Here is a 21,492-nt window from a genome sequence, read left to right on the forward strand (position 1 = left end):
AGGCGAATCCTGATCGCCACACTGACGTCGGTGACGAAAACAAAAAACCACCGTCATTGGCGGTTCCGAATTCACTGTCAATTAAAGTGGCTGATGACAACATTTGAAGACGGTCAAGAAGGTTCCCCGTTAATTGCAATTAATAATTTATTCAGTCTACAGCGGGATTTTCAGTATAACAAAGAGTGTCGCTTTTATATTCATACTGTGGAATTATTAGAAGATTATCATAATATGCTTCAGCAAATGGCACTGACTTCACCGTTTCCGTCGCAAATTAATAATTATTGCGGGGAGTTTAAGTATCATGTTGACCGGTTGCTCGCTTCAACAACAGGCTCTCCTGCACTATATTTTGTAGACCCATTTGGCTATAAAGGCGTTCACATGGCGGATATCACGAAGATTTTATCCGAGCGGGCACATGAAGTTCTGATTAATGTAATGAGCTACTCCTTAGTTAGAAATTATCGTATTCAGAATAATCAAGTGGAGTTATGTAACTTTTTTGGTATTGACAAATTGCCCCCCAATATAGTGGACTACATTAAAATGGCAACAAGTGATGATGTGTTAAAAAATCAAACAAGTCGGAGTGTATTTGAAAAACTAGAGGATCAAATTATTGACCTGTACGTTCATAAATTAAAAAGTCAATTTAATGAACCGGTGTATGCATTGAAGAAGCGTATTTATAGCCCATTAAACCCTAATGTATACTTCCATCTTGTGTTTGCAACAAGAAGTAGAGCGGGGCTTATTGAGATGAAGGATTCAATGATTGCATTTGAGCCACTACGTATCCAGGCGGAAGATGCTTATCATGCATCCACAAAGAGCATTAAGGCACTTTATGCAGATGATCTCTTCTCGGAATCAACCAATGCCAAATCTTATGATTACATGGCCTTTATTGAAGAAGTTATCGTGCATTTTAATAATAGAGTGATTACATACGGTCAAGTAATTGATCATTTTCTTCAATTTTCTCCGCTTCCTTTTCGTGATGGTGCTAATCAAAAGAGTGTATATGATTTTAGTGTAAGGCTATTTAAGAAAAACAGCTTCATTACGGTGTCTTCACAATCGTTTGCAAACCATAAAGATGCAGATAAACTCTCTATTCAAATTAACTTGCCTAGAGATTATTTAAGTCGTGTTTCACAAAAGGAATCAACAGTACAACAAATCGACATGTTTAACGATCTTATTTAGACAAGATAATGAGGAGGTGGAGTATGGCAACAAATTCTAACATTGAGTGGACAGAAGCGACGTGGAACCCCGTTACTGGCTGCACCAAGATATCCGAAGGCTGTAAGCATTGTTATGCCGCAACTATGGCCAAACGATTACATGCAATGGGGAACCCTAGGTATGATAATGGATTCAACTTAACCCTTCATCCTGATCTCTTAGATTTACCGCTTATGTGGAAAAAACCAAAAATGATTTTTGTGAATTCAATGTCGGATTTATTTCATAGAGATGTCCCACTGGATTTCATTTTGAAAGTATTTGAGACAATGGAAAAAGCCTCTTGGCATACTTTTCAAATTCTTACGAAGCGTTCCGATAGGCTTTTGGAGCTATCGTCGAAATTGCCTTGGCCAGACAATGTGTGGCAAGGTGTGAGTGTAGAGAATGAGAAAGTGACTTTTAGAATCGATCACTTGAGGCAAGTTCCGGCTAAGACTAAATTTTTATCATTGGAGCCATTGATTGGCTCTCTAGATCATTTGCAATTAGAGGGAATTCATTGGGTTATTGTCGGTGGTGAATCTGGATATGGTGCACGACCTATGAAGGAAGAGTGGGTAGTAAGTATTAAAAATCAATGTTTAGCCAGTGAAGTAGCATTCTTTTTCAAACAATGGGGTGGAGTACAAAAGCACCGAACCGGTAGAGTCTTAGAAGGTCGGACATGGGAGGAGTTTCCAAAAACCGCCAATTTGCCGTCTTGACATATTAATGAATTACTGAATAATGAATTTGCTGAACAAAAGTAACCAAAGAGTTATAGATGATATGCTAATCCACGGTTCGCCCTTCATACATGGAAAACGGCACCCAAGAGGGTGTCTTTTGCCATGTACAGGAGCTGCAAGAGGGGTGGAACCCAGGTTCAGTCCCGCGCGCAGGGAGCGAAGCACATGAGTACGCATCGAAATCTACCATACGAAAGCTTTGTAGTATTTCCTTCCACCCAGCAGGAAAACCCACAACCAAAATCGAACATTAGGGAGAGGTGTTCGAATTGACAACCCATGAAAAACTCATTTTAAAGCAAGCCTACAACAATTTCGCAGAGCACCGCGAGCGGACGGAAATCGAGCCTTGGAAGTTCCTGGAACGCGAGCAGTTTTTAAAGCAAATCCTTCGAGAGCAGCGCATGAAGCTCCTCGAAATCGGGGCCGGCACAGGCCGCGACAGCCTGTATTTCCAACAGAAGGGGCTCAGCGTCACCAGTGTCGATCTCTCTGAGGAAATGGTCAAGCTCTGCAAGGCGAAGGGACTCAACGCCCTCTGCATGGATTTCTACCAACTGGATTTCGATGCCAAAAGCTTTGACGCTGTATATGCACTGAACTGCCTGCTGCATGTGCCGAAAGCGCAGCTGGATGCCGTGCTGGGACAAGTCTCCAAAGTCCTGAAACCTAATGGGCTGTTCTTCTACGGCGTCTACGGCGGTCAGGATACGGAAGGCATCTGGGAAGGCGACAATTATGAGCCAAAACGCTTTTTCTCCATGTTCGAGGACGAAGCAATTCAGGAAGTTGCCCGGCGGCACTTCAAAATAGAAGATTTCCACACGGTTTCCATGGGCGATGGAGTACCCCATTTTCAATCGCTGCTGTTGCGAAAAGAAGCATTCTCTCGATGACATAGAATTAAGGAAGAGGCCGGCATGCCCGACATTAAGCTGATCACGGAAAATCTTGCGGATGAGTTGATACCGAGCTTTGAAAGGGCGTCAGGGATTTATATCCTGACGTCTTTCGTCATGGAATCGGGCGTCCGTTTGCTGCAGCCCTATTTGAAGGCCGCGGCTGAGCGCGGAGCGGAGATCAAAATCTTGGCCGGGGATTACTTGTTCGTGACCCAGCCTCAAGCGCTAAGGCGGTTGCTCAACGTGGATGGCCGCATCGAGGCTCGCTTGTGGCGCAGCTACGGCACTTCCTTTCATCCCAAGGCGTATCTTTTCGATTACGATCACGGCCAGGGTCTGATGATTGTCGGCTCATCGAATCTTTCGATTTCCGCGTTTAAACTCGGGTATGAATGGAATTTGGCCGTCAATGCCAAAGCGGAGCCATACACTTTCCAAGAGGCGCTCAATCAATTCATGCACAGCTTCTATCATGAGCAGACGATCACGCTCCATGAGGAATCCATCGCCCAATACGAAAAGGAATACCTCGCCCACTATCAAAAATTCCCCGAAATGGTTCGGATCATCACCGAGCACGAGGAATCGGACATGATGATTCGCGGCAAGTCCCGCGAACGCAAAGAGTCTTCCTCTGATACGACCGCACAAGCTTCCATCCAGCCAAGACCGGCGCAGCAGCTCGCACTCGATGCGCTGGAATCGACCTGGGAAGAAGGCTATGATCGGGCCATGGTCGTTATGGCGACAGGACTCGGCAAAACATATCTGGCGGGATTCTTTGCAAAATCATTTCGCCGTGTATTGTTCATTGCCCATCGGGAGGAAATTTTGCTGCAGGCGCAGCGGTCCTTTCAGCATATCATGCCTGAGCGGTCCAGTGGATTATATAACGGGATGGAAAAGGACAGCGAATCGGACTGCTTGTTTGCGTCGATCTATACGTTGGGGATGAAAAAGCACCGCGAGCGGTTTTCCAAGGGCGCGTTCGATCTTATCATCGTCGATGAATTCCACCATGCGGCGGCCAAATCTTACACATCGGTTTTGGAATATTTTCGCCCCCGATTTCTGCTAGGGATAACCGCGACTCCGGACCGGATGGACGGCAAAGATGTGTATGCACTGTGCGACGGCAATGTGGCGTATCAAATCCGTTTTATCGAGGCTATTGCACGCGGCTGGCTCAGTCCGTTTCAATATTACGGCGTTTATGACGACACGGATTACGGACAAATCACGTGGTTGGGAAGCCGCTACGACGAGGAGGAGCTGCTCGCCGTTCAGCTCAGGGAGGAAATGGCTGAGCGAGTTTACGTGAGCTGGGTCAAATACAAGCAAACGCGGACACTCGGTTTCTGTTCGTCCATTCGGCATGCGGATTTTCTTGCGTCGTATTTCCGAAAAAAAGGGGCAAAGGTGCTGAGCCTGCATTCGCAGACGGTGGAGATGTCCCGTTCAGAGGCGATTCGCAGATTGGCGGCAGGGGAACTCGATGTGATTTTCACGGTCGACCTTTTTAATGAAGGCGTGGATATTCCAAGTGTGGATACGCTGTTGTTCGCCAGGCCGACTGAATCGCTGACCGTGTTTACCCAGCAGGTAGGCAGGGGGCTTCGTCTTTCCGAAGGGAAGTCCCATTGCGCCATCATCGATCTCATCGGAAATTACCGGAATGCGGATCTCAAGCTTTCCTTATTCCAACTGGATGAGCCTGAGAACGAAGAAGGTCAACAGAGGAAGGTCGCGATTACCGCGCCTCCCGGCTGTTTGATCGACTTGGAAATCGGTGTGGTGAATTTGCTTGAAGCGTTGGCGGCGAAGAAACAGCCGCGTAAAGAAAATCTTCTGGCCGCTTATCGCGAGCTCAAGCAGGAGCTTGGCCGACGTCCCTCGTACTTGGAGCTTCACCTGTACGGAAAGGCCGCAAGCCGCGAATATCACCAGGAGTTCAGATCGTACGTCGGATTTCTCAATTGGGCCGGCGAACTGAGGGAGCAGGACGATGCCGCATCTACTCTTTTGTACGAATGGACGCGAGAAATCTGTTTGTATCGGTTGCATGCTTATTTTGAGCGAAAAGCATAGATAGAACCAAAGAAACCTATCTGAATTAGCATATCCGTGAAGTGTTCATAGGCGAAACGAGATATTTGTACTCCTAATACTGGGTATTCCATGCTTCTATTTATGATATAATATTTCAAAAAGAATTGTGGGGGTTATGAGATGCGCTGGGAAGAAGTGAGGGAACGTTTTCCCAACGATTGGGTGGTTTGTGAAACATTAAAGTCCCATTCAGAGAATGGTGAGTATTTCATTGATGAAGTTGCGGTTATCGATCGGTATGACGACTCTAAAATTGCCATGAAGAGGTATTACGAATTGCATAGAGAAAGTCCGAATACAGAGTATGGATTTTTTCATACATCCCGTGAAAAATTAAACCTTCGTGAAAAATGGGCTAGAGTTCGGGGGCCTAGATGAATATAGTGGTGAAGTATGGCCTTCCTTTTGTTGAGGTGACGTTTGGTTATCAGGAGAAGGAACTTCACTTGAAAAACGTGCTGTTGGATACTGGTTCGGCAGGGACTGTTTTCAGTGCGGATGTGGTGGATAGGATTGGAGTGCAAGTGGAGCCGGAGGATACACTGAACAAGATTAGAGGAGTTGGCGGCATAGAAATCGTGTATTCGAAGCGTTTTGATTTTGTTCAACTAGGAGACATCTTGCTGAAGGGATTTGAAGTTGAAATCGGTGAGATGAATTATGGAATGAGAATCGACGGTATTCTTGGCTTTGATTTTATTCAATGCGCCGGCTTAGTTATAGATTCCAAGCAATTGACGATAACCGTAAATGAAGGATAGCGCGTAAGAAGGGACCTGTCAGGTCTTTTTTCTGTATTATCCTCAAATCATCATTTTCATCCGGAGGCCCCCATGAAACAAGGACTCTATGAGCAGATCATCAACCACATCACCCGCAAGCGGCTGGCGGCGCTCGATTCGGACGTCTACGACATCGGCAAGGAGCCGCTGGATGCGGAAGAGGCGCGGAAGCTGCTGTCCAATTACTTGGCGATGGTGACGCGTAGAGCCCTGAAGCTGGTGCGGGAGAATCATGACGATGAGCAAGCGGTGCTGGCGCAGGTGCGAACCTGCAATGACATCATCACCACACTGAAAGAAACCCTCGGCCCTGAGGAATACCGCGATTTGCAGCTGGACGAGCAGGGGGAGGTGCTGACCTATGTTTACTCCAAGCTCAACCACATTCGCGGCCTTCGCAACGAGAAGGTGCTGCGTCCGGCGACCCCGCTGTCTCAAAGCTCGCTATTCACCGGCTCCCATTTTGAACCGAACATGATGCATGAGCTGCAAAGAGAGATCGTCACCGCGGATCGCATCGATTGGCTGGTTTCTTTTGTCAAATGGAGCGGCCTTCGCTACCTGATGGAGCAATTGCAGCAGTTCACGAACAATGGCGGACAGCTGCGGGTCATCACCACAACCTATATGGAAGCCACGGACTATAAAGCGGTACTGGAGCTCAGCAAGCTCGCGAATACAGAAATCAAAATTTCCTACGACACGGACCGAACCCGGCTGCATGCCAAAGCGTATATGTTCAAACGGGACACGGGGTTTACCACTGCCTACATCGGCTCATCCAATTTATCCAATCCTGCGCTGACAAGCGGACTAGAGTGGAACCTGAAAGTCACCGAGAAGGATGCTTACGATGTGCTTAAAAAAATTGAAGCAACCTTCGAAAGCTATTGGAACGACAGGGAGTTCAAGCTTTTTACCGCGGACAACACTGACGATGTTGAACAGCTGAAGGATGCGCTTCAGAGAAAAAAAGACTCGGTCCATCTGCATTTCCACTTTGACCTCACGCCTTACGATTTTCAAAAGGAAGTGCTTGAGAAGCTGGAGGCGGAGCGGATTTTGTACGGCCGATATCGCAACCTGCTGGTGGCCGCCACCGGAGTCGGGAAAACAGTCATTTCCGCATTTGACTACAAGCGCTTTGCCCTGCAGCATCCGCGGGCCAGCCTGCTCTTCGTGGCTCATCGCGAGGAGATTCTGAGGCAGAGCCGCGATACGTTCCGGTTCATTCTGAAGGACCTGAACTTTGGCGAGCTGCATGTCGGCAGCAATCAGGCTCAGGGACTGGACCACCTGTTCATCAGCATCCAAAGCTTTAATTCCATGAAGCTGACCGACGTCACATCAGCGGACTTCTACGATTTTATCATCGTCGATGAATTCCATCATGCGGCGGCACCGTCCTATCAAAAGCTGCTTGATTACTATCAGCCCAAGATTTTGCTGGGATTGACGGCGACTCCGGAGCGGATGGACGGCAAGAACGTGCCGGCCTATTTCAACGATACGATCGCGGCGGAAATCCGCTTGACGGATGCCATCGATCGCAAGCTGCTGAGTCCTTTTCATTATTTTGGCGTTACCGATTCCGTTGATCTGTCCAAGGTCAAATGGTCTCGGCGCGGTTACGATCTCACAGAATTGGAAAATTTATATACAAACAATAAAATTCGCGCCATGCAAATCTTGAACAGCCTGAAAAACTACGTCACCGATATCGATCAGGTCAAGGGGCTCGGTTTTTGCGTTGGCGTCGATCATGCCCAATACATGGCCAAGGTGTTCGCGGAAGCGGGTATTCCTTCCCTGGCGCTGCATGGAAATTCGAACGAGCAGGAACGCCGGCAGGCCAAGAGCAGACTGGAAAAAGGCGAGATTAAGCTGATCTTTGTCGTTGATCTGTACAACGAAGGAGTCGACATTCCCGCAGTGAATACCATCTTGTTCCTGCGCCCTACAGAGAGCTTGACGGTTTTCCTTCAGCAGTTGGGACGCGGCCTGAGGCTTGCCGAAGGCAAAGAATGTCTGACGGTGCTTGATTTCATCGGACAAGCGCACCAAGAATACAATTTTCAGGAAAGATTCCGCGCACTGATCGGCAAGACCAAGCACTCCGTGCAGCATTACGTGGAGAACGGATTTTCCAACCTGCCGCGGGGCAGCTTCATTCAGCTTGAAAAACAAGCCAGGGACTATGTGCTGCGCAATCTCAAGCAAGCGACCACGACGCGGCGAAATTTGCTTAACAAGCTGAAATATTTTACCGAAGATACCGGACTGCCTTTAACGCTGTTGAATTTTATGCGATATCATGGATTAAGATTGGTTGATTTCTATGGTGGAAGAACCGGGAACCGCACCTTTAACGGCCTTAAGGTGGAAGCGGGTTTGCTGGAGCGCTATGCATGGGACAACGGAGAGTATTTGACGAAAAGAATGCCCGCACTGCTCAGCCTCAACTCCAGGCGACTGCTGCGCTTCCTGCTTGCCTATCTGGAGGAAGGGGCAGTACCGCAGACGGAAGAGGAACGATTGATGCTTGGTGTTTTTTATTATACCTTCTACCGTTCGGAGCCGAAGAAACAAGGCTTTCGCGACCTCGAGCACGGCTTGCAGATGACCTTTTCTTGTGCGTATTTTCGAGAGGAAGTCTGTGAGATTCTGAAATATAACCTGGCGCAGATCGATTTCGTCGATAAGCCCAATGAGCTTCCCTATGCTTGTTCGCTGGACATTCATTGCAGGTACTCGATGGATCAGGTGCTGGCCGCATTCGGCTACTGGAATGCAGACCGCGCGCCGAGCTTTCGGGAGGGCGTCAAATATTTTGAGGATAAGCGTACGGATATTTTCTTTATCACCTTAAATAAAACGGACAAGGACTTTTCGCCTTCCACCCTGTATGAGGATTACGCGATAAACGAGCGGCTGTTCCACTGGCAAACCCAAAGCCGGACCTCCGTGGAGTCCTCGACCGCGCAGCGCTACATCCATCACAAGCAGCTGGGAACGCGGATCGCTCTGTTTGTCCGGGAGTATAAGGAAGACAACAATTACACGTCCCCTTTTGTATTCTTGGGCGAGGCGGAGTATGTCCGCCATGAAGGCAGCAAGCCGATCAGCATAATTTGGCGGCTGAAGGAAGAGATGCCGCCGGCATTGGTGCCGGTGGCCAATAAGGGGATCGTTTAGGAAGTGAAACCGATGATCGAAGTGGCTGCGGCCATCATAGAGAATGAACAAGGGCAAATCTTGATCGCCAGGCGAAGGGCGGGCAAATCGCAAGCCGGACTATGGGAGTTCCCGGGCGGCAAGCTGGAGCCGGGCGAGTCGGCTGAGGCCTGCTTGCGCAGGGAGCTGCTGGAGGAAATGAACATCGTGATAGCCCCCTATGCGTATTTTGGAGTAAACAAGCACGATTACGGTTCGTTTCAGATTCGCCTGATCGCGTATCACGCGGCATTTGTGCAAGGGGAAATCCGGCTCACGGATCACGATGAATACCGATGGGCTGCGCGATCAGAGCTGAAGCATTACACGTTTGCTCCGGCGGATGTGCCTTTTGTTGAACAATTGGAGAGCTAGCTCTCCGGTAAAAGTGATATATCTGTGAAAGGATGCTGTTCATTTGATTATCATGCGTTCTAAACGCTTGGAGCCCTATGTTGAGAAAATGGTATGGCAAAGGAATGGAACCAGTGAACCGTTCATGGTCTACCCGGATCGGTTCCATGTCGTGGGCATCCAATCAACAGCTACCGGAGGCACACCCCTTTTGCGTAGGAACCCAATTTTTTGAACACGCTCTTAAAGGATATGGCGAAAGCCAGTGTTCGATATTATTTGGTGGATATGGCTGGGCGAATGATCACGTACACAAGCGGCAAATCGGAAGAAGGATACGGAATTTTGCAGAGTAGTGCTTGAAAGAATCGTTTTTCTTGTAGGAAAAGAGTATGGGAGAAGTGAAGATATGATATAATATAAACAAAATTTAAATGTTTGGAGAATTTCCAATGAAGACATGGGATTATAACCAATTGGAAAAAAGCATTGCAGCCAACAAATCAAGAGTGGAAAAAATATTGTTAACGAATAAGCCGCAGGAACGTCTTGTCCGCAGAAGGCCTCGAGACAAAGAGGAACAGGAGATACTGGACCGTCTTTGTCTAAACAAGTGGAAGGATGCGGAAAATAAAGGGGAAATCAAATACTTGAGCAAAAACGAGTGGTGCTATGAATATTGATAAAGCCAGGCAAAAGATCATCCAATTACAAAACCAATCGAAATTTGAAAAAATGATGGGTGTATGCTCCATATTAACGAGCTTAACGGAAAAAGAAGGATTAAAACCCATCATCGTCGGGGGCTTTGCTGTTGAAATTTACAGTAGAAGTGAATACACAACAGTTGATATCGATCTCATTTTCTCGCGTAGAGATATTATCGATCAATATTTGCAGAAACTTGGTTTTATTAAATCAGGACGTCATTGGTTTCATGAAGAGTTGGGTGTCAGCGTGGAAGTGCCGAATGACATGTTGGATTTAGCCGATCCTGACAAGCTCATTAAATTAAATCTTCAAGATCAGAGTTTTGTTTATGTCATTGGATTAGAGGATATTATATTGGACAGGTTAAGGGCATGCGTGCACTGGACTTCCTTGTCCGATTGCGAATGGGGATATCGGTTGTTTTTACTCCATGACGAGAAATTGGATATGAACTACATGCAGCAAAAAGCAGTGGAAGATCGGACGGAAGAAAAATTAAAACTATGGACTGAAAAAAGAAGCGGCAACAGGTAATAAATCCATAGCCAAAGGCACCCGTGAGAGGGTGTCTTTGGCTCGGGAAGGCTGCAAGCCGCGTTTATTCAGAAAAAAGTGAAAGGATGAGGTGCATACATTTGAGCAATGACATACAAAAAGAATTGGATACACAAATGCAAGAAGGCTATAAGCTTTCCATGGCAGGGAATGAGGAGGCGGCTTCCCGTATATGGATGCAATTGTGGGATAAGATCAAAACATCCATGGATGAACTCGATTTGAAGTACATTGAAGATATGGATCGCATCTTTCAGGGAACACAAAGTATTTTCAACTGGGCTTCTGATTTTGAAATGGAATTGGAGAACGCAGCCAGACGTAATAAAGAGCTTGTTCAAAACAGGATTCGTTTCTGCAATGAATATGTGGCCCGATCGAAGGACAAGGGCGGATTAAATATTTTAAATATGAGACGAGCCGTTGCGGAGGCCCTATTTCAACTGGGCCGCGGGTTGGAAGGAGAGCAGTTGTTCAAGGAGATACTAGAAGAGTATCCGACCTACGGCTGGGGTTGGATCGGATGGTCGGATCAGTATGGGTTGTTTGCACAAAATCAGGACAAGAATAGTGAAAAGGCGATAAGCATACTTAAACAGGCTCTTGGGGTGGAAAATCTGGAAGATCGGCTGGATGTCCTCGATCGATTGAACGCTATATATACAGAATTGGGAATGACTCAAGAGGCGGCTGAAGTACGTCAAATGATCTTGGATCAGGAGAACAAGAATCGTTCGAACCGATTCGCTTCTATTTCCCCGTCGACGGTAAAGAGTATTCCTGTTGCCAATGTTAAAGTCGGACGAAACGATCCTTGTCCTTGCGGAAGCGGGAAAAAATATAAGAAATGTTGTGGAAAGTAATGTAGTAAGAAGAAATGCTGTAGGAAGCAAGCTATGGAAAAGGGGTTTAAATATGCCGATTGTGAAGGAAAGCATGATAGTTTTATCCGCTTTATTGCATGCGCTCACCATGGAAGAGCTTCACGACATACGTCGCGCTCTACATGTTGAAAAAGCGAGCCAGCTGAACAAAACCGATCTGGGTCATCGTTTATCTGCGTATATGGTCGATCACCTGGAAGAGCATCTGGAACGAATGGATCCTGACAGATACAGTTTGTTGAAGAAGGTCATGAAGGCGCCGGGTTCCATTTTGCCGGTATCCGAATTGTCGGATAATGAGTATTATGAGCCGATGTATTTTCAACAATATGGATTCTTGTTTCTGATTGAAGGCGCCGTCATCATGCCGCATGAGATCCGGGAAAGGCTGCATCAAGTGGATGAAAAACGGTTGAAACCCATACTGGACCGCAATTCGCAGTGGATTCGGCTTACCCAGGGACTTCTCTATTATTACGGGAGCATGGGAGTAAAGACATTGATAGAGAAAGTGGAGCATTACACGGGGCAGTCCATCGATGATTTCGAGTATAGGAATGTCATTCATGATTTGGAGCAGTACGATTATAGTGTGCAATACAGCGAATTTGGATTTTCACATTTTTTGGTCGATGACCCGCAGCGTATTCAACTCGAGCATCACAGTCGATCGGAGCTTGATTATTATCCGTTCACGAAAGCTCAGGTACTTCGTGCCGCAGATGACGAATATGTAGACCGCCATACAGGGTATCGTCAGTTTGTGTCATTTTTGCATAAGCATTGGGAAATGGATGAAGAGGAAGCCGATTTGATCGCAGCGGATCTTGCGGAGCGTATCCAACGAGGCGATTCGCCTTCCGAGTTGGTCTCCGGTTTGCAGGAAGAACTGGAATTTACGGGCATGGATCAACTGCAGCAGCTGTCGGAGGTCTTGATGGCGCTCATGAACAATACAAGACTATGGGAATTGAAAGGGCATACTCCCGAGGAGTTGTTCAAAGAAGAGCGAAAACATTTGAAACCGCTGCCGAAGCATCCCTTTCAAGTCGATAAACCTGTGATGAGCCCCGCTCCGCAAGAGACGGGATCTTCAGGAACGGTGTATAGTTTCCAGACAAAAATGAAGGTTGGCCGCAACGATCCCTGTCCCTGCGGAAGCGGCAGGAAATTCAAGAAATGCTGCGGTGCATTGTAATAGTAAATATTTGAAAGAAAGCAATCGGGCATGATTTTTAGTTTTGCAAGTTCGCCTCCATACATGAGAACCTGTTCTGTGAGCGGGTTCTTTTCTAAGGAGAAATTGTAGACGGATCAAATAGTGATAAAAACCGAAGATTGCTGCTGCATTGGCAGCTGTCTATGATGCTTCTCAATCTTCCGATCTCGTAAGAAGTGAAGTTAAGCGGCTGTTTGATAATGTAGTAGCACATGTTACCGACTTTTACGATGTGCGGCCTCAAGATGTTAGAGCAGTTATGGTATATCCAACCTGGCTTAGAGGGACCGAAGCAGATTCAAATTCTCAATAATCTGTTAACAATTGTCTTTCTCGCATGCAGTGGGGACGGCCGGTTTCGGAGCAACAAGAGGAAATCGATCTTCAAGTAATCAATGCATTACTTGGTTTAGGGGTTTCTCATTCTTATTGGGATAATCTTGATCAGACAGCGGCCAATGGAGATACCAAGGCGGCTCTTATTATTCGAAATATCGGGGATTTCCGTCTGGGTTGTTATTTTGCTTTTTTAGTTCCGGTTGAGGATTTGCCGGGAAAAACAGAACGGCTGTCCAAAGGGATAGTTCCCTTTACCCTGATCGGTCATATAGACAAAATTGTCCAAAATGTAGTAATCTATTAATAGGGGGTGGGAATCATGCTCTTTAGACGAAAACCTAAACTGGGGAAAGTGTGTAAGTCTGAGCGTAATGTTGCGGTTTCTACCAATCCGAGCCGACAGCACGCCAGATATGGTGTAGCCGGATTTGATGGAAAAGTTGAAATTGAGTACAAACGGATGCCCGGATGGATGAAAGAGGCAGCCGCTGCTAGACATAATTAAACATAAGTCATTCCTGTTAAGGAGTGGCTTTTTATTTTGGAGAACACCTGATTGATGGAATCAGGTGTTTTTCGGTCATTCACCCACGTTTCGACAAACTTCCATGCAGGGAACTAGTTCATTTTAACTGGAAAATATATCTAGTCTACGACTTCAGTCACTGGTAGAAAAATGGAAGTTCTATAATAATTGTTATATTCTGATTGAATGATTAATAAATATACTTGCAAAATACGAATTTAGATAAAACCATTAATATTTAACATATAAGAAGAGGTGAAAAAATGAAAGAAGAATTCCTCAAAACAGATGGAGGGAAAACGAAGTCCAATGCAATTGAGATTCCTTCGATTTCTTTGCCGAAGGGCGGCGGCGCCATTCAAGGAATTGATGAGAAGTTTTCCGTGAACGCCGTCAATGGAACAGCTTCCTTTTCCATACCCCTTCCTTTCTCTCCAGCCAGGGGAGGCGCTTCGCCCGCTTTATCCTTGACTTATAATTCAGGCGCCGGAAATGGTATTTTCGGCTTGGGGTGGAATTTGAGCCTGCCGTCCATAAAACGAAAAACCGATAAAGGGCTCCCCCAATATTTGGATGACGCGGATTCGGATACTTTTCTTTTTTCCGAAGCGCAAGACCTTGTTCCGGAATTCGCAAAAAAGGCGGATGGCCGTTTTAGTATAGATGCGGACGGAAACTATGTCATCAAAGAAAAAGATTCCCCGGACGGCTTATTCACGATCAGGTTTTACAAACCTCGGATTGAAGGCTTATTTGCAAGAATCGAGAGGTGGTCGGGGAAAGCATCGCGGGAAATCAAATGGCGGATCATTACGAAAGGGAACGTAACGACACTGTTCGGATGGAGCGGCGCATCAAGAATTTCCGACCCGATGGATGCAAATCGAATATTTGCATGGCTGCCTGAATTTGTTTTCGATGACAAAGGCAATTGCGCTCATTACATCTATAAGAAAGAAGACGACACAGGATTTGACCCTTCATTGCTGCACAATAGAAATCGCATGGAAAACGGGAATGTTACCTACACCAATCTGTATTTGGAGAAAGTATTGTACGGCAACAAAGTGCCATATAGGGGGTTAAACGAAGCCTATCCGAATGAGACCGACTACCTGTTCCGCACGGTATTTGATTACGGAGAGTACGACACGAACGCCCCCTATGCGAAAATCAAGGATTGGGATTTCAGAACGGATGCGTTTTCCGATTACAGGGCGGGTTTTGAGATCAGAACCACAAGACTCTGCCAGCGGGTCCTGCTGTTTCATGCTTTTGCCGAGCTCCCCGGCGGTTCGGCTTTGGTGAAATCGCTCGACTTTGGCTACGACACCGCAAGCGAAGCGGACTTTGCTTTTTTAAACTCTGTAACCGCTTACGGATACATAAAGAAGCCGGACGGGACATATACGCAGAAGAATTTGCCGCCGATGGAGTTCGCGTACCAGAAGCACGATTGGAACCGGGATGTCCAATCCGTTTCTGCGGATGCGCGCATTCATGCGCCTGCGGGGCTCGAGGAACCGCTCTATCAATTCACCGATTTGTATGGCGAAGGTCTTTCCGGCATCCTGACCGAACAAGGCGAAGGCTGGTTCTATAAACGCAATTTGGGCGGCGGCAGGTTTGAACAGGCGAAGCCGGTTTCTCCCAAGCCATCTTTCGCCGGTCTTGGTTCACGGCTGCAATTGCTGGATCTGGACGCGGATGGCAGTAAACAGCTGGTAAATCTCAACAACGAGCTAAAAGGTTTTTTTGAATTAAGCGACGAAGAAGCGTGGCAGCCGTTCCGGACTTTTGAAAACCTGCCCAATATTAATTTGGGAGATTCCAATGCCCGGATGATCGACCTCAATGGGGATGGCAAACCGGAGGTTTTCATTACGGAAGATCATCTGTTCACCTGGTACGAGTCCGCGGGCAGGAAAGGATTTGAAAGCTGCCATCACACAGATAAGCCCTTCGATGAAGAAGCAGGCCCTTGTCTCGTATTCGCCGACCCCCAACAAACCGTCTTCCTCGCGGATATGTCGGGCGACGGTCTGACCGATATCGTCAGGATCAGAAACGGGGAAATCTGTTATTGGCCGAATCTCGGCTACGGAAGGTTCGGCGCCAAGGTGGGCATGGACCAAGCCCCGATTTTTGGCCATCCCGATGCATTCAATCCGTCCTGCCTGCGTTTGGCCGATATTGACGGCTCCGGCACCACAGATATCATTTATCTGGGCAAAAACAAATTCACCTGCTGGATGAATTTAAGCGGCAACGCATTCAGCGCCGCTCCATTTGAAATCGACCCCTTCCCTGAAATTCATAACCGGGCCAAAATCACGGTTGCCGATTTGCTGGGCAACGGTGTTGCCTGTATCGTCTGGTCAAGCCCTCTGCCCAAGGATGTCCAAAGCCCCCTGAAATATATCGACCTCATGAACAGCAAAAAACCCCACATCATGATTTCCTACAAAAATAATCTCGGCAAAGAAGTTGCGCTGGAATATACCCCCTCCACCAAGTTTTACATAGAGGATAAGCTTGCAGGCAGGCCATGGGCGACCAAGCTGCATTTCCCGGTCCACTGCGTTTCAAAAACGGAAACCAGAGAGCGAATTTCAGGCTATCGGTTCGTCCGCTCTTACCGATACCATCATGGCTATTACGATCATGCCGAACGAGAATTCAGGGGCTTCGGCATGGTGGAGCAGACCGATGCCGAGGATTTTGAGCATTGGGTCAAAGAAGACGCAAGCAATATCACGGATCAGACGCTGCATCAGGAACCGGTCATTACCAAACGATGGTTTCATACCGGAGCCTTTGCCGGCAGGGGAAATATGCTCAATCCGTTCGCCCAAGAATATTGGCATGAAGAAATGGCGCGGCAGGGCTTTGCTGTCGATAACCATGAAACCGCTTTGCCTAATGCGCGGATCGTGGCCGTGCCGGGATTGGATCCGTCGATGATTGACCGTCTCGGCGCCCAGGAATGGAGGGAAGCCCTGCGCGCCTGCAAAGGCATGAGCTTGCGCGCGGAAACATTTGCTTATGATGCTCCGTCATCCGGAGCGACACCCGACCAAATCCACCAACAACTCACCCCCTACTCCGTTGCAACGCATAATTGCGTGATCGAACTGCTCCAGCCAAAAGGGCAAAACAAGCACGCCGTATTTATTGTCAAAGAGAGCGAGGCCATCACCTACAGCTACGAGCGAAACCTGGAGGACCCGCGGATTGCCCACACCCTCAACATCAAACTGGATGAATACGGAAACGTATTGGAATCGGCCTCGGTGGTCTATCCGAGACGAAAGCCGGATCTTTCGCTGCCGATAGAAACGCAGGAGGCGCAGGGGAAAACCCTGATTGCCTATACGCAAAACAGCTTTACCAATGATATTGATACCGACGCCTCATACAGGCTGCGGCTTCCGGCGGAAACGAGGACGTACGAGTTAAAGAATGTGGCCCGAAGCGGCCCATTATATGCCGTACAAGATTTTGAGGGGATTCTCGCGAATGCCGTTGAAGCGGATTACCACCAAGTTGACCAAAATCCCCCGCCCGGAGCCTCGCAGAAAAGATTAATCGAGCACGTCCGCACCGTCTATCGCAGCAATAATTTAAAGGATGCTTTGCCGTTGTATCAATTGGCCTCGTTGGCGCTTCCTTACGAAAGCTATCAATTGGCTTATACGCCGACCCTTGTCGGCCATATATTTGGCGCCAAGGTTGCGGACGACCTGATGCAGGAGGCCAAATTCACCCGCAGGGAAGGCGATGGCGGCTGGTGGATCCGCTCGGGAACGATCCAATTTGTCGATGTGGGGGAAGCCCTGGCCGACGCCCGGGAACGTTTTTATCTTCCCATTTCCTATACCGATCCCTATGGCGCCAAAACCAAGGTGAAATATGACGGCAGCTACCGCCTTTTCATTGAAGAAACCGAAGATGCATTGGGCAATAAAACCAAGGTCGAGCTGTTTAATTTCAGGACGCTTTCGCCGCAGCGAATGAAGGATCCGAACCACAATATCTCCGAAGCCATCAAAGATGAATTGGACCTGGTGAAGGCCATGGCGCTATTCGGCAAAGGGAATGAAGCCGATGACCTGATTGGCTTGAATGAGTTTTCTTCTCCGACCGAAAATACGCTGGTCTCCGATTTCTTCCATACGCCGGCTTCCGATATTTTGGTCGATCATGCGAAAAACTTGCTGCAGCATGCCACGGCCAGATTCGTCTATGACTTCGACGCTTATCGAAACTCAGGCAAACCCGCGGTTGTCGCCTCCATTGCAAGGGAAGCGCATTTTCAGAAAAACAATGCTTCGCCTATTCAGATCAGCTTCGAATACTCCAACGGCCTGGGTCATGTAGTGATGAAGAAGGCGCAGGCTGAGCCGGGTCCGGCCAAGCAGGTTACGGTCAATCCCGACAATTCGTACACGGTCGCGGAGATCGACACCGCAACGCTCAGCCCCAAGCAGCTGCGATGGATCGGCACCGGCAGAACCGTGCTGAACAACAAAGGCAATGCCGTCAAACAATACGAGCCGTACTTTTCGGTCACGCACAACTACGAGGATCTGAAGGAACTGGTGGAAACCGGGGTTACGCCCATCCTGCATTACGACGCGCCGGGGCGGCTCGTCAAAACCGAAATGCCCGACGGCACTTTGTCCCGCACGGCATTCGATTCATGGAAGCAAGTCATCTATGATCCGAACGACACGATCTTGGAATCCTCTTGGTATCACAAACGCGCCAACCGGTTGATCGATGCCGAGCTTATGGTGGCGGGCAAGGATCCGGAGAGGGAGAAAGCTGCTGCCGATCAAGCGGCCAAGCATGCCGGCACCCCCAAAGTCCTGCACTTGGATTCGCTGGGCAGACTGGTATTGGCGGTTGAACATAATAAACATGTGAAAGCCGGCGAGGATGAATTTTACCTGACCCGGGCCGATCTCGATATCGAGGGCAATCTGCGCAAGGTTACCGATGCCCGCGGCAATGCGGCGATGCAGTACAAATACGACATGCTGGGAAACAAGGTCTATCAGATCAGCATGGATGCCGGCAAGCGGTGGCTGCTGATGAATATCATGGGAAATCCGCTTCGCACCTGGGATGAGCGGAATCACGAGTTTCAATATTTCTATGATATCCTGCATCGGCCGATCCAAAGCAAGGTCATCGGCGGTGATGGCGATGTTCCCCTTAACCATATTTTTGACAGGATATTTTACGGAGAGGGCGAGGCAAACCCTGAGCTGAAAAACCTCAGGGGGCAGGTCATCAGGCATTACGACACCGGCGGATTGATGGAAACGCCCGAATATGATTTTAAAGGACAGCCGAAATCCGTCACCCGCAAGCTGTTTAACAATTATAAAGGCGTTGCCGACTGGAAAGACGAGAATCTAGTCTCGGATCTTGAATCCGAAAGCTTCACCTTTATGACAGAAGTAGATGCTCTCGGAAGAATCACGAAACAAATTGCACCTGACGGCAGCATCATTACGCCATCCTATAACGAAGCCGGATTGCTTGACAGTGAAAGCATTTCCCATCCCGGAAGTTCCGTTGCTACAGTCTATATTAAAAACATCGACTACAACGAAAAAGGGCAGCGCAATAAAATCATCTATGGCAATGACGTCATCACCCGGTTTTTTTATGACGAACAAACCTTCCGGCTAAAGCGTATGGAAACCAAACGGCAAAACAACGATCCGCTTCACGATTGGCATTACACCTATGATCCGGTCGGGAATATTACGCATATCGAAGACAAAAACATTCCGATTGTATTTTTTGACAACCAAAAAATTGCCGGAGTATCTGCCTATACTTACGATGCGCTTTACCGTCTGGCGGAGGCCACCGGCAGGGAAAACAATGCGCCGCTGTCCTTTGACAGCAAAGACAATTGGAACGACATCGCTTTCATGCGGCAGTTAAACCCTGGCGATCCGATAGCCATGCGGAATTATACCCAAAGCTACGTCTATGACGCGGTAGGCAACATTCTGCAGATGCGGCATCAGGCTGCAGGAAACAGCTGGACAAGGGATTACAACGTTCAGGCTGCCAATAATCGCCTGATCGGCACGCAAATTGGCGCAAATACATACAGTTATCAGCACCATCCGCGTCATGGCTTTATGACCGCCATGCCCCATTTGGAAGAGATGGGGTGGAACTTTAAAGAAGAGCTTGTACGAACCGTCCGTCAGAGACGCACAGACGGCGGCACGCCGGAAACTACTTATTACCAATATGACGGGCAAGGGCAACGGGTCCGAAAAATCACCGAGAACCAGGCCGATGCAGGCAATCTCCCGAGCAAAAAAGACGAGCGTATCTATATCGCCGGATATGAGCTGTACAAACAGCACAGCGGCACGGATGCAGGGTTGGAACGCACCAGCCTGAGCCTGACGGACAAACAGCACCGTTTTGTCATGATCGACACCGAAACCAAGCCCAAGGTTGTATTGGGCATACCTATGGGGCGAACCAGTCCCGTTCAAACGGTGCGTTATCAGCTGCACAACCATATTGGCTCGGCGGCGTTGGAGCTGGATGATACAGCGCGGGTTATCAGCTGCGAAGAGTATCATCCTTACGGAACCACGGCCTATCAGGCCAAGAACGCAGCCATCAAATGTGCCGCCAAACGCTACCGCTACACGGGCATGGAGCGGGACGAAGAAAGCGGATTGGAATATCACAGTGCAAGGTATTACGCGCCTTGGTTAGGCAGGTGGTTGAGTGCGGACCCGATTGGGATTGGAGATGGGGTCAATCTTTATGCGTATTGCCAAAATAATTCCATTAGAAAATTTGATAAGAATGGCAAGCAAGGGATGGATGCGAATGAAATTGGCATGGGAATGATGTGGGATAGAATGGGGCAAGAGCTCAGCGCTATGTGGACGGGTCTTTTTGGAGGAAGCGCATATATAAATCCGCGATCCAATACAGTTGATATTTCACCGCCTAGTGGAGGAGTGGGAGGTGTAACAGGGGGGATTATTAGAGCCGGTACATTGCGTATTGTCCCTATTGAGGATAACCCGACTCCATCAAGCTTATATGGCCTTGAAATGGGAGCTGGGCTCGTTCCTGTTTTGGATCCGGGAGCTAGATTAGTTACAGGAACTACAGTTACCGGACAAGATACTAGTCGTGCATGGGCTGCAGTCCAATTTGGAGTTGATGTTGTGCCCTTTGCGCTTGAACTGCATGCGATATCTACTGAATCGCGTGTTTTGTCGGCGGAATCTCGCTTGCTGTCGGCGGAATCCCGAACAGTTTCACTTGAAGCGGATACAATACACATTGGATCTTCAGGAAATCCAACCAGACGGCCAACCGTAACCAATCCCACATGCAGAGGGGATTTGTGCGTTGCCGATGTAGGCGCGCATGAAGCAAATATGAATCTTAGTCCCGGCCAGCGACCCGTTACAAATACTGAATTTGTCGAAGCAGCAGGAAGACCTGTAAGCAGGGTTGAAGCACCAATTAGCAACACGGGGGAGGCAACCAGTTTTTTAAATAAAGGGTTTGAAGGCTTGCATCAGAGCGGTCGAATCAGCAGGCCTATCAGGGCTTCCATTCCAATTGAGCCTGTGCCGCAGCCGGGCAATTATATGGCACTTGTAGATGGACCTATGGGGGAACATGCCATTCATGCCACAGTCACAGATGAAATTATAGGAAGGAGATTTATTTCTGAAGGAAGGTTGGTTACCGAAGCCGAAGCCTTGGAAATTGCAGAGAATGGGGGCACTTACACAAGCCAAAACATTTACAGAATCGAATATTACGATCCGCAAAATGGGGTTTGTATCCAACCAACTTCCCGTCCGAGATCATTTGTGAGGCTGCAATAACTAATC

At 48.0% G+C, this 21,492-nt stretch carries 14 protein-coding genes; all 14 read left to right on the forward strand.

Going from position 1 to position 21,492, the window contains the following annotated elements; genetic code table 11:
- The coding region (gene tcmP / locus VF724_RS18210; RefSeq protein WP_371755670.1) for a three-Cys-motif partner protein TcmP at positions 1 to 1,215 on the forward strand (1,215 nt) is incomplete at its 5' end.
- A gap of 23 nt (positions 1,216 to 1,238) precedes the next feature.
- On the forward strand, positions 1,239 to 1,964 hold the full coding sequence (locus VF724_RS18215) for a DUF5131 family protein (RefSeq protein WP_371755671.1): 726 nt from the start codon (positions 1,239 to 1,241) through the stop codon (positions 1,962 to 1,964).
- A gap of 293 nt (positions 1,965 to 2,257) precedes the next feature.
- Positions 2,258 to 2,884 (forward strand): class I SAM-dependent methyltransferase, encoded by a 627-nt coding sequence (locus VF724_RS18220; protein ID WP_371755672.1) that lies wholly within the window; start codon positions 2,258 to 2,260, stop codon positions 2,882 to 2,884.
- A gap of 24 nt (positions 2,885 to 2,908) precedes the next feature.
- Entirely contained in the window at positions 2,909 to 4,978 is a 2,070-nt protein-coding gene (locus tag VF724_RS18225; RefSeq protein WP_371755673.1) for a DEAD/DEAH box helicase family protein, read from the forward strand.
- Between the two features lie 141 nt (positions 4,979 to 5,119).
- A complete protein-coding gene (locus VF724_RS18230; protein ID WP_371755674.1) occupies positions 5,120 to 5,377 on the forward strand; it encodes a hypothetical protein in 258 nt (85 codons plus the stop codon).
- Positions 5,374 to 5,760, forward strand: a complete 387-nt coding sequence (locus tag VF724_RS18235) for a retropepsin-like aspartic protease (RefSeq protein ID WP_371755675.1) — start codon at positions 5,374 to 5,376, stop codon at positions 5,758 to 5,760. Before VF724_RS18230 ends, VF724_RS18235 begins: the two co-directional genes overlap by 4 nt.
- Before the next feature lie 72 nt (positions 5,761 to 5,832).
- Positions 5,833 to 8,976, forward strand: coding sequence for a DEAD/DEAH box helicase (locus VF724_RS18240; protein ID WP_371755676.1), 3,144 nt, complete (start codon positions 5,833 to 5,835; stop codon positions 8,974 to 8,976).
- 12 nt (positions 8,977 to 8,988) lie between these two features.
- Positions 8,989 to 9,369: an 8-oxo-dGTP diphosphatase MutT gene (gene mutT / locus VF724_RS18245; RefSeq protein WP_371755685.1), complete on the forward strand. Its 381-nt coding sequence runs from the start codon at positions 8,989 to 8,991 to the stop codon at positions 9,367 to 9,369.
- A 431-nt stretch (positions 9,370 to 9,800) separates the two neighbouring features.
- On the forward strand, positions 9,801 to 10,031 hold the full coding sequence (locus VF724_RS18250; protein ID WP_371755677.1) for a hypothetical protein: 231 nt from the start codon (positions 9,801 to 9,803) through the stop codon (positions 10,029 to 10,031).
- Positions 10,021 to 10,593: a DUF6036 family nucleotidyltransferase gene (locus tag VF724_RS18255; protein WP_371755678.1), complete on the forward strand. Its 573-nt coding sequence runs from the start codon at positions 10,021 to 10,023 to the stop codon at positions 10,591 to 10,593. Before VF724_RS18250 ends, VF724_RS18255 begins: the two co-directional genes overlap by 11 nt.
- A 227-nt stretch (positions 10,594 to 10,820) precedes the next feature.
- The gene (locus VF724_RS18260) at positions 10,821 to 11,477 is read left to right on the forward strand and encodes an SEC-C metal-binding domain-containing protein (protein ID WP_371755679.1); all 657 of its coding nucleotides are present in this window, start codon (positions 10,821 to 10,823) and stop codon (positions 11,475 to 11,477) included.
- A 52-nt stretch (positions 11,478 to 11,529) separates the two neighbouring features.
- Positions 11,530 to 12,696 carry an SEC-C metal-binding domain-containing protein gene (locus VF724_RS18265; protein WP_371755680.1) on the forward strand — a complete coding sequence of 389 codons (1,167 nt, stop codon included), beginning with the start codon at positions 11,530 to 11,532 and terminating at the stop codon, positions 12,694 to 12,696.
- A 358-nt stretch (positions 12,697 to 13,054) separates the two neighbouring features.
- Positions 13,055 to 13,360, forward strand: coding sequence for a hypothetical protein (locus VF724_RS18270; RefSeq protein WP_371755681.1), 306 nt, complete (start codon positions 13,055 to 13,057; stop codon positions 13,358 to 13,360).
- Between the two features lie 485 nt (positions 13,361 to 13,845).
- Positions 13,846 to 21,486, forward strand: coding sequence for a SpvB/TcaC N-terminal domain-containing protein (locus tag VF724_RS18275; protein ID WP_371755682.1), 7,641 nt, complete (start codon positions 13,846 to 13,848; stop codon positions 21,484 to 21,486).
- Positions 21,487 to 21,492: the final 6 nt, after the last annotated feature.

It is taken from the genome of Ferviditalea candida (genome assembly GCF_035282765.1).
GTDB classification, from domain to species: Bacteria; Bacillota; Bacilli; order Paenibacillales; family KCTC-25726; genus Ferviditalea; species Ferviditalea candida.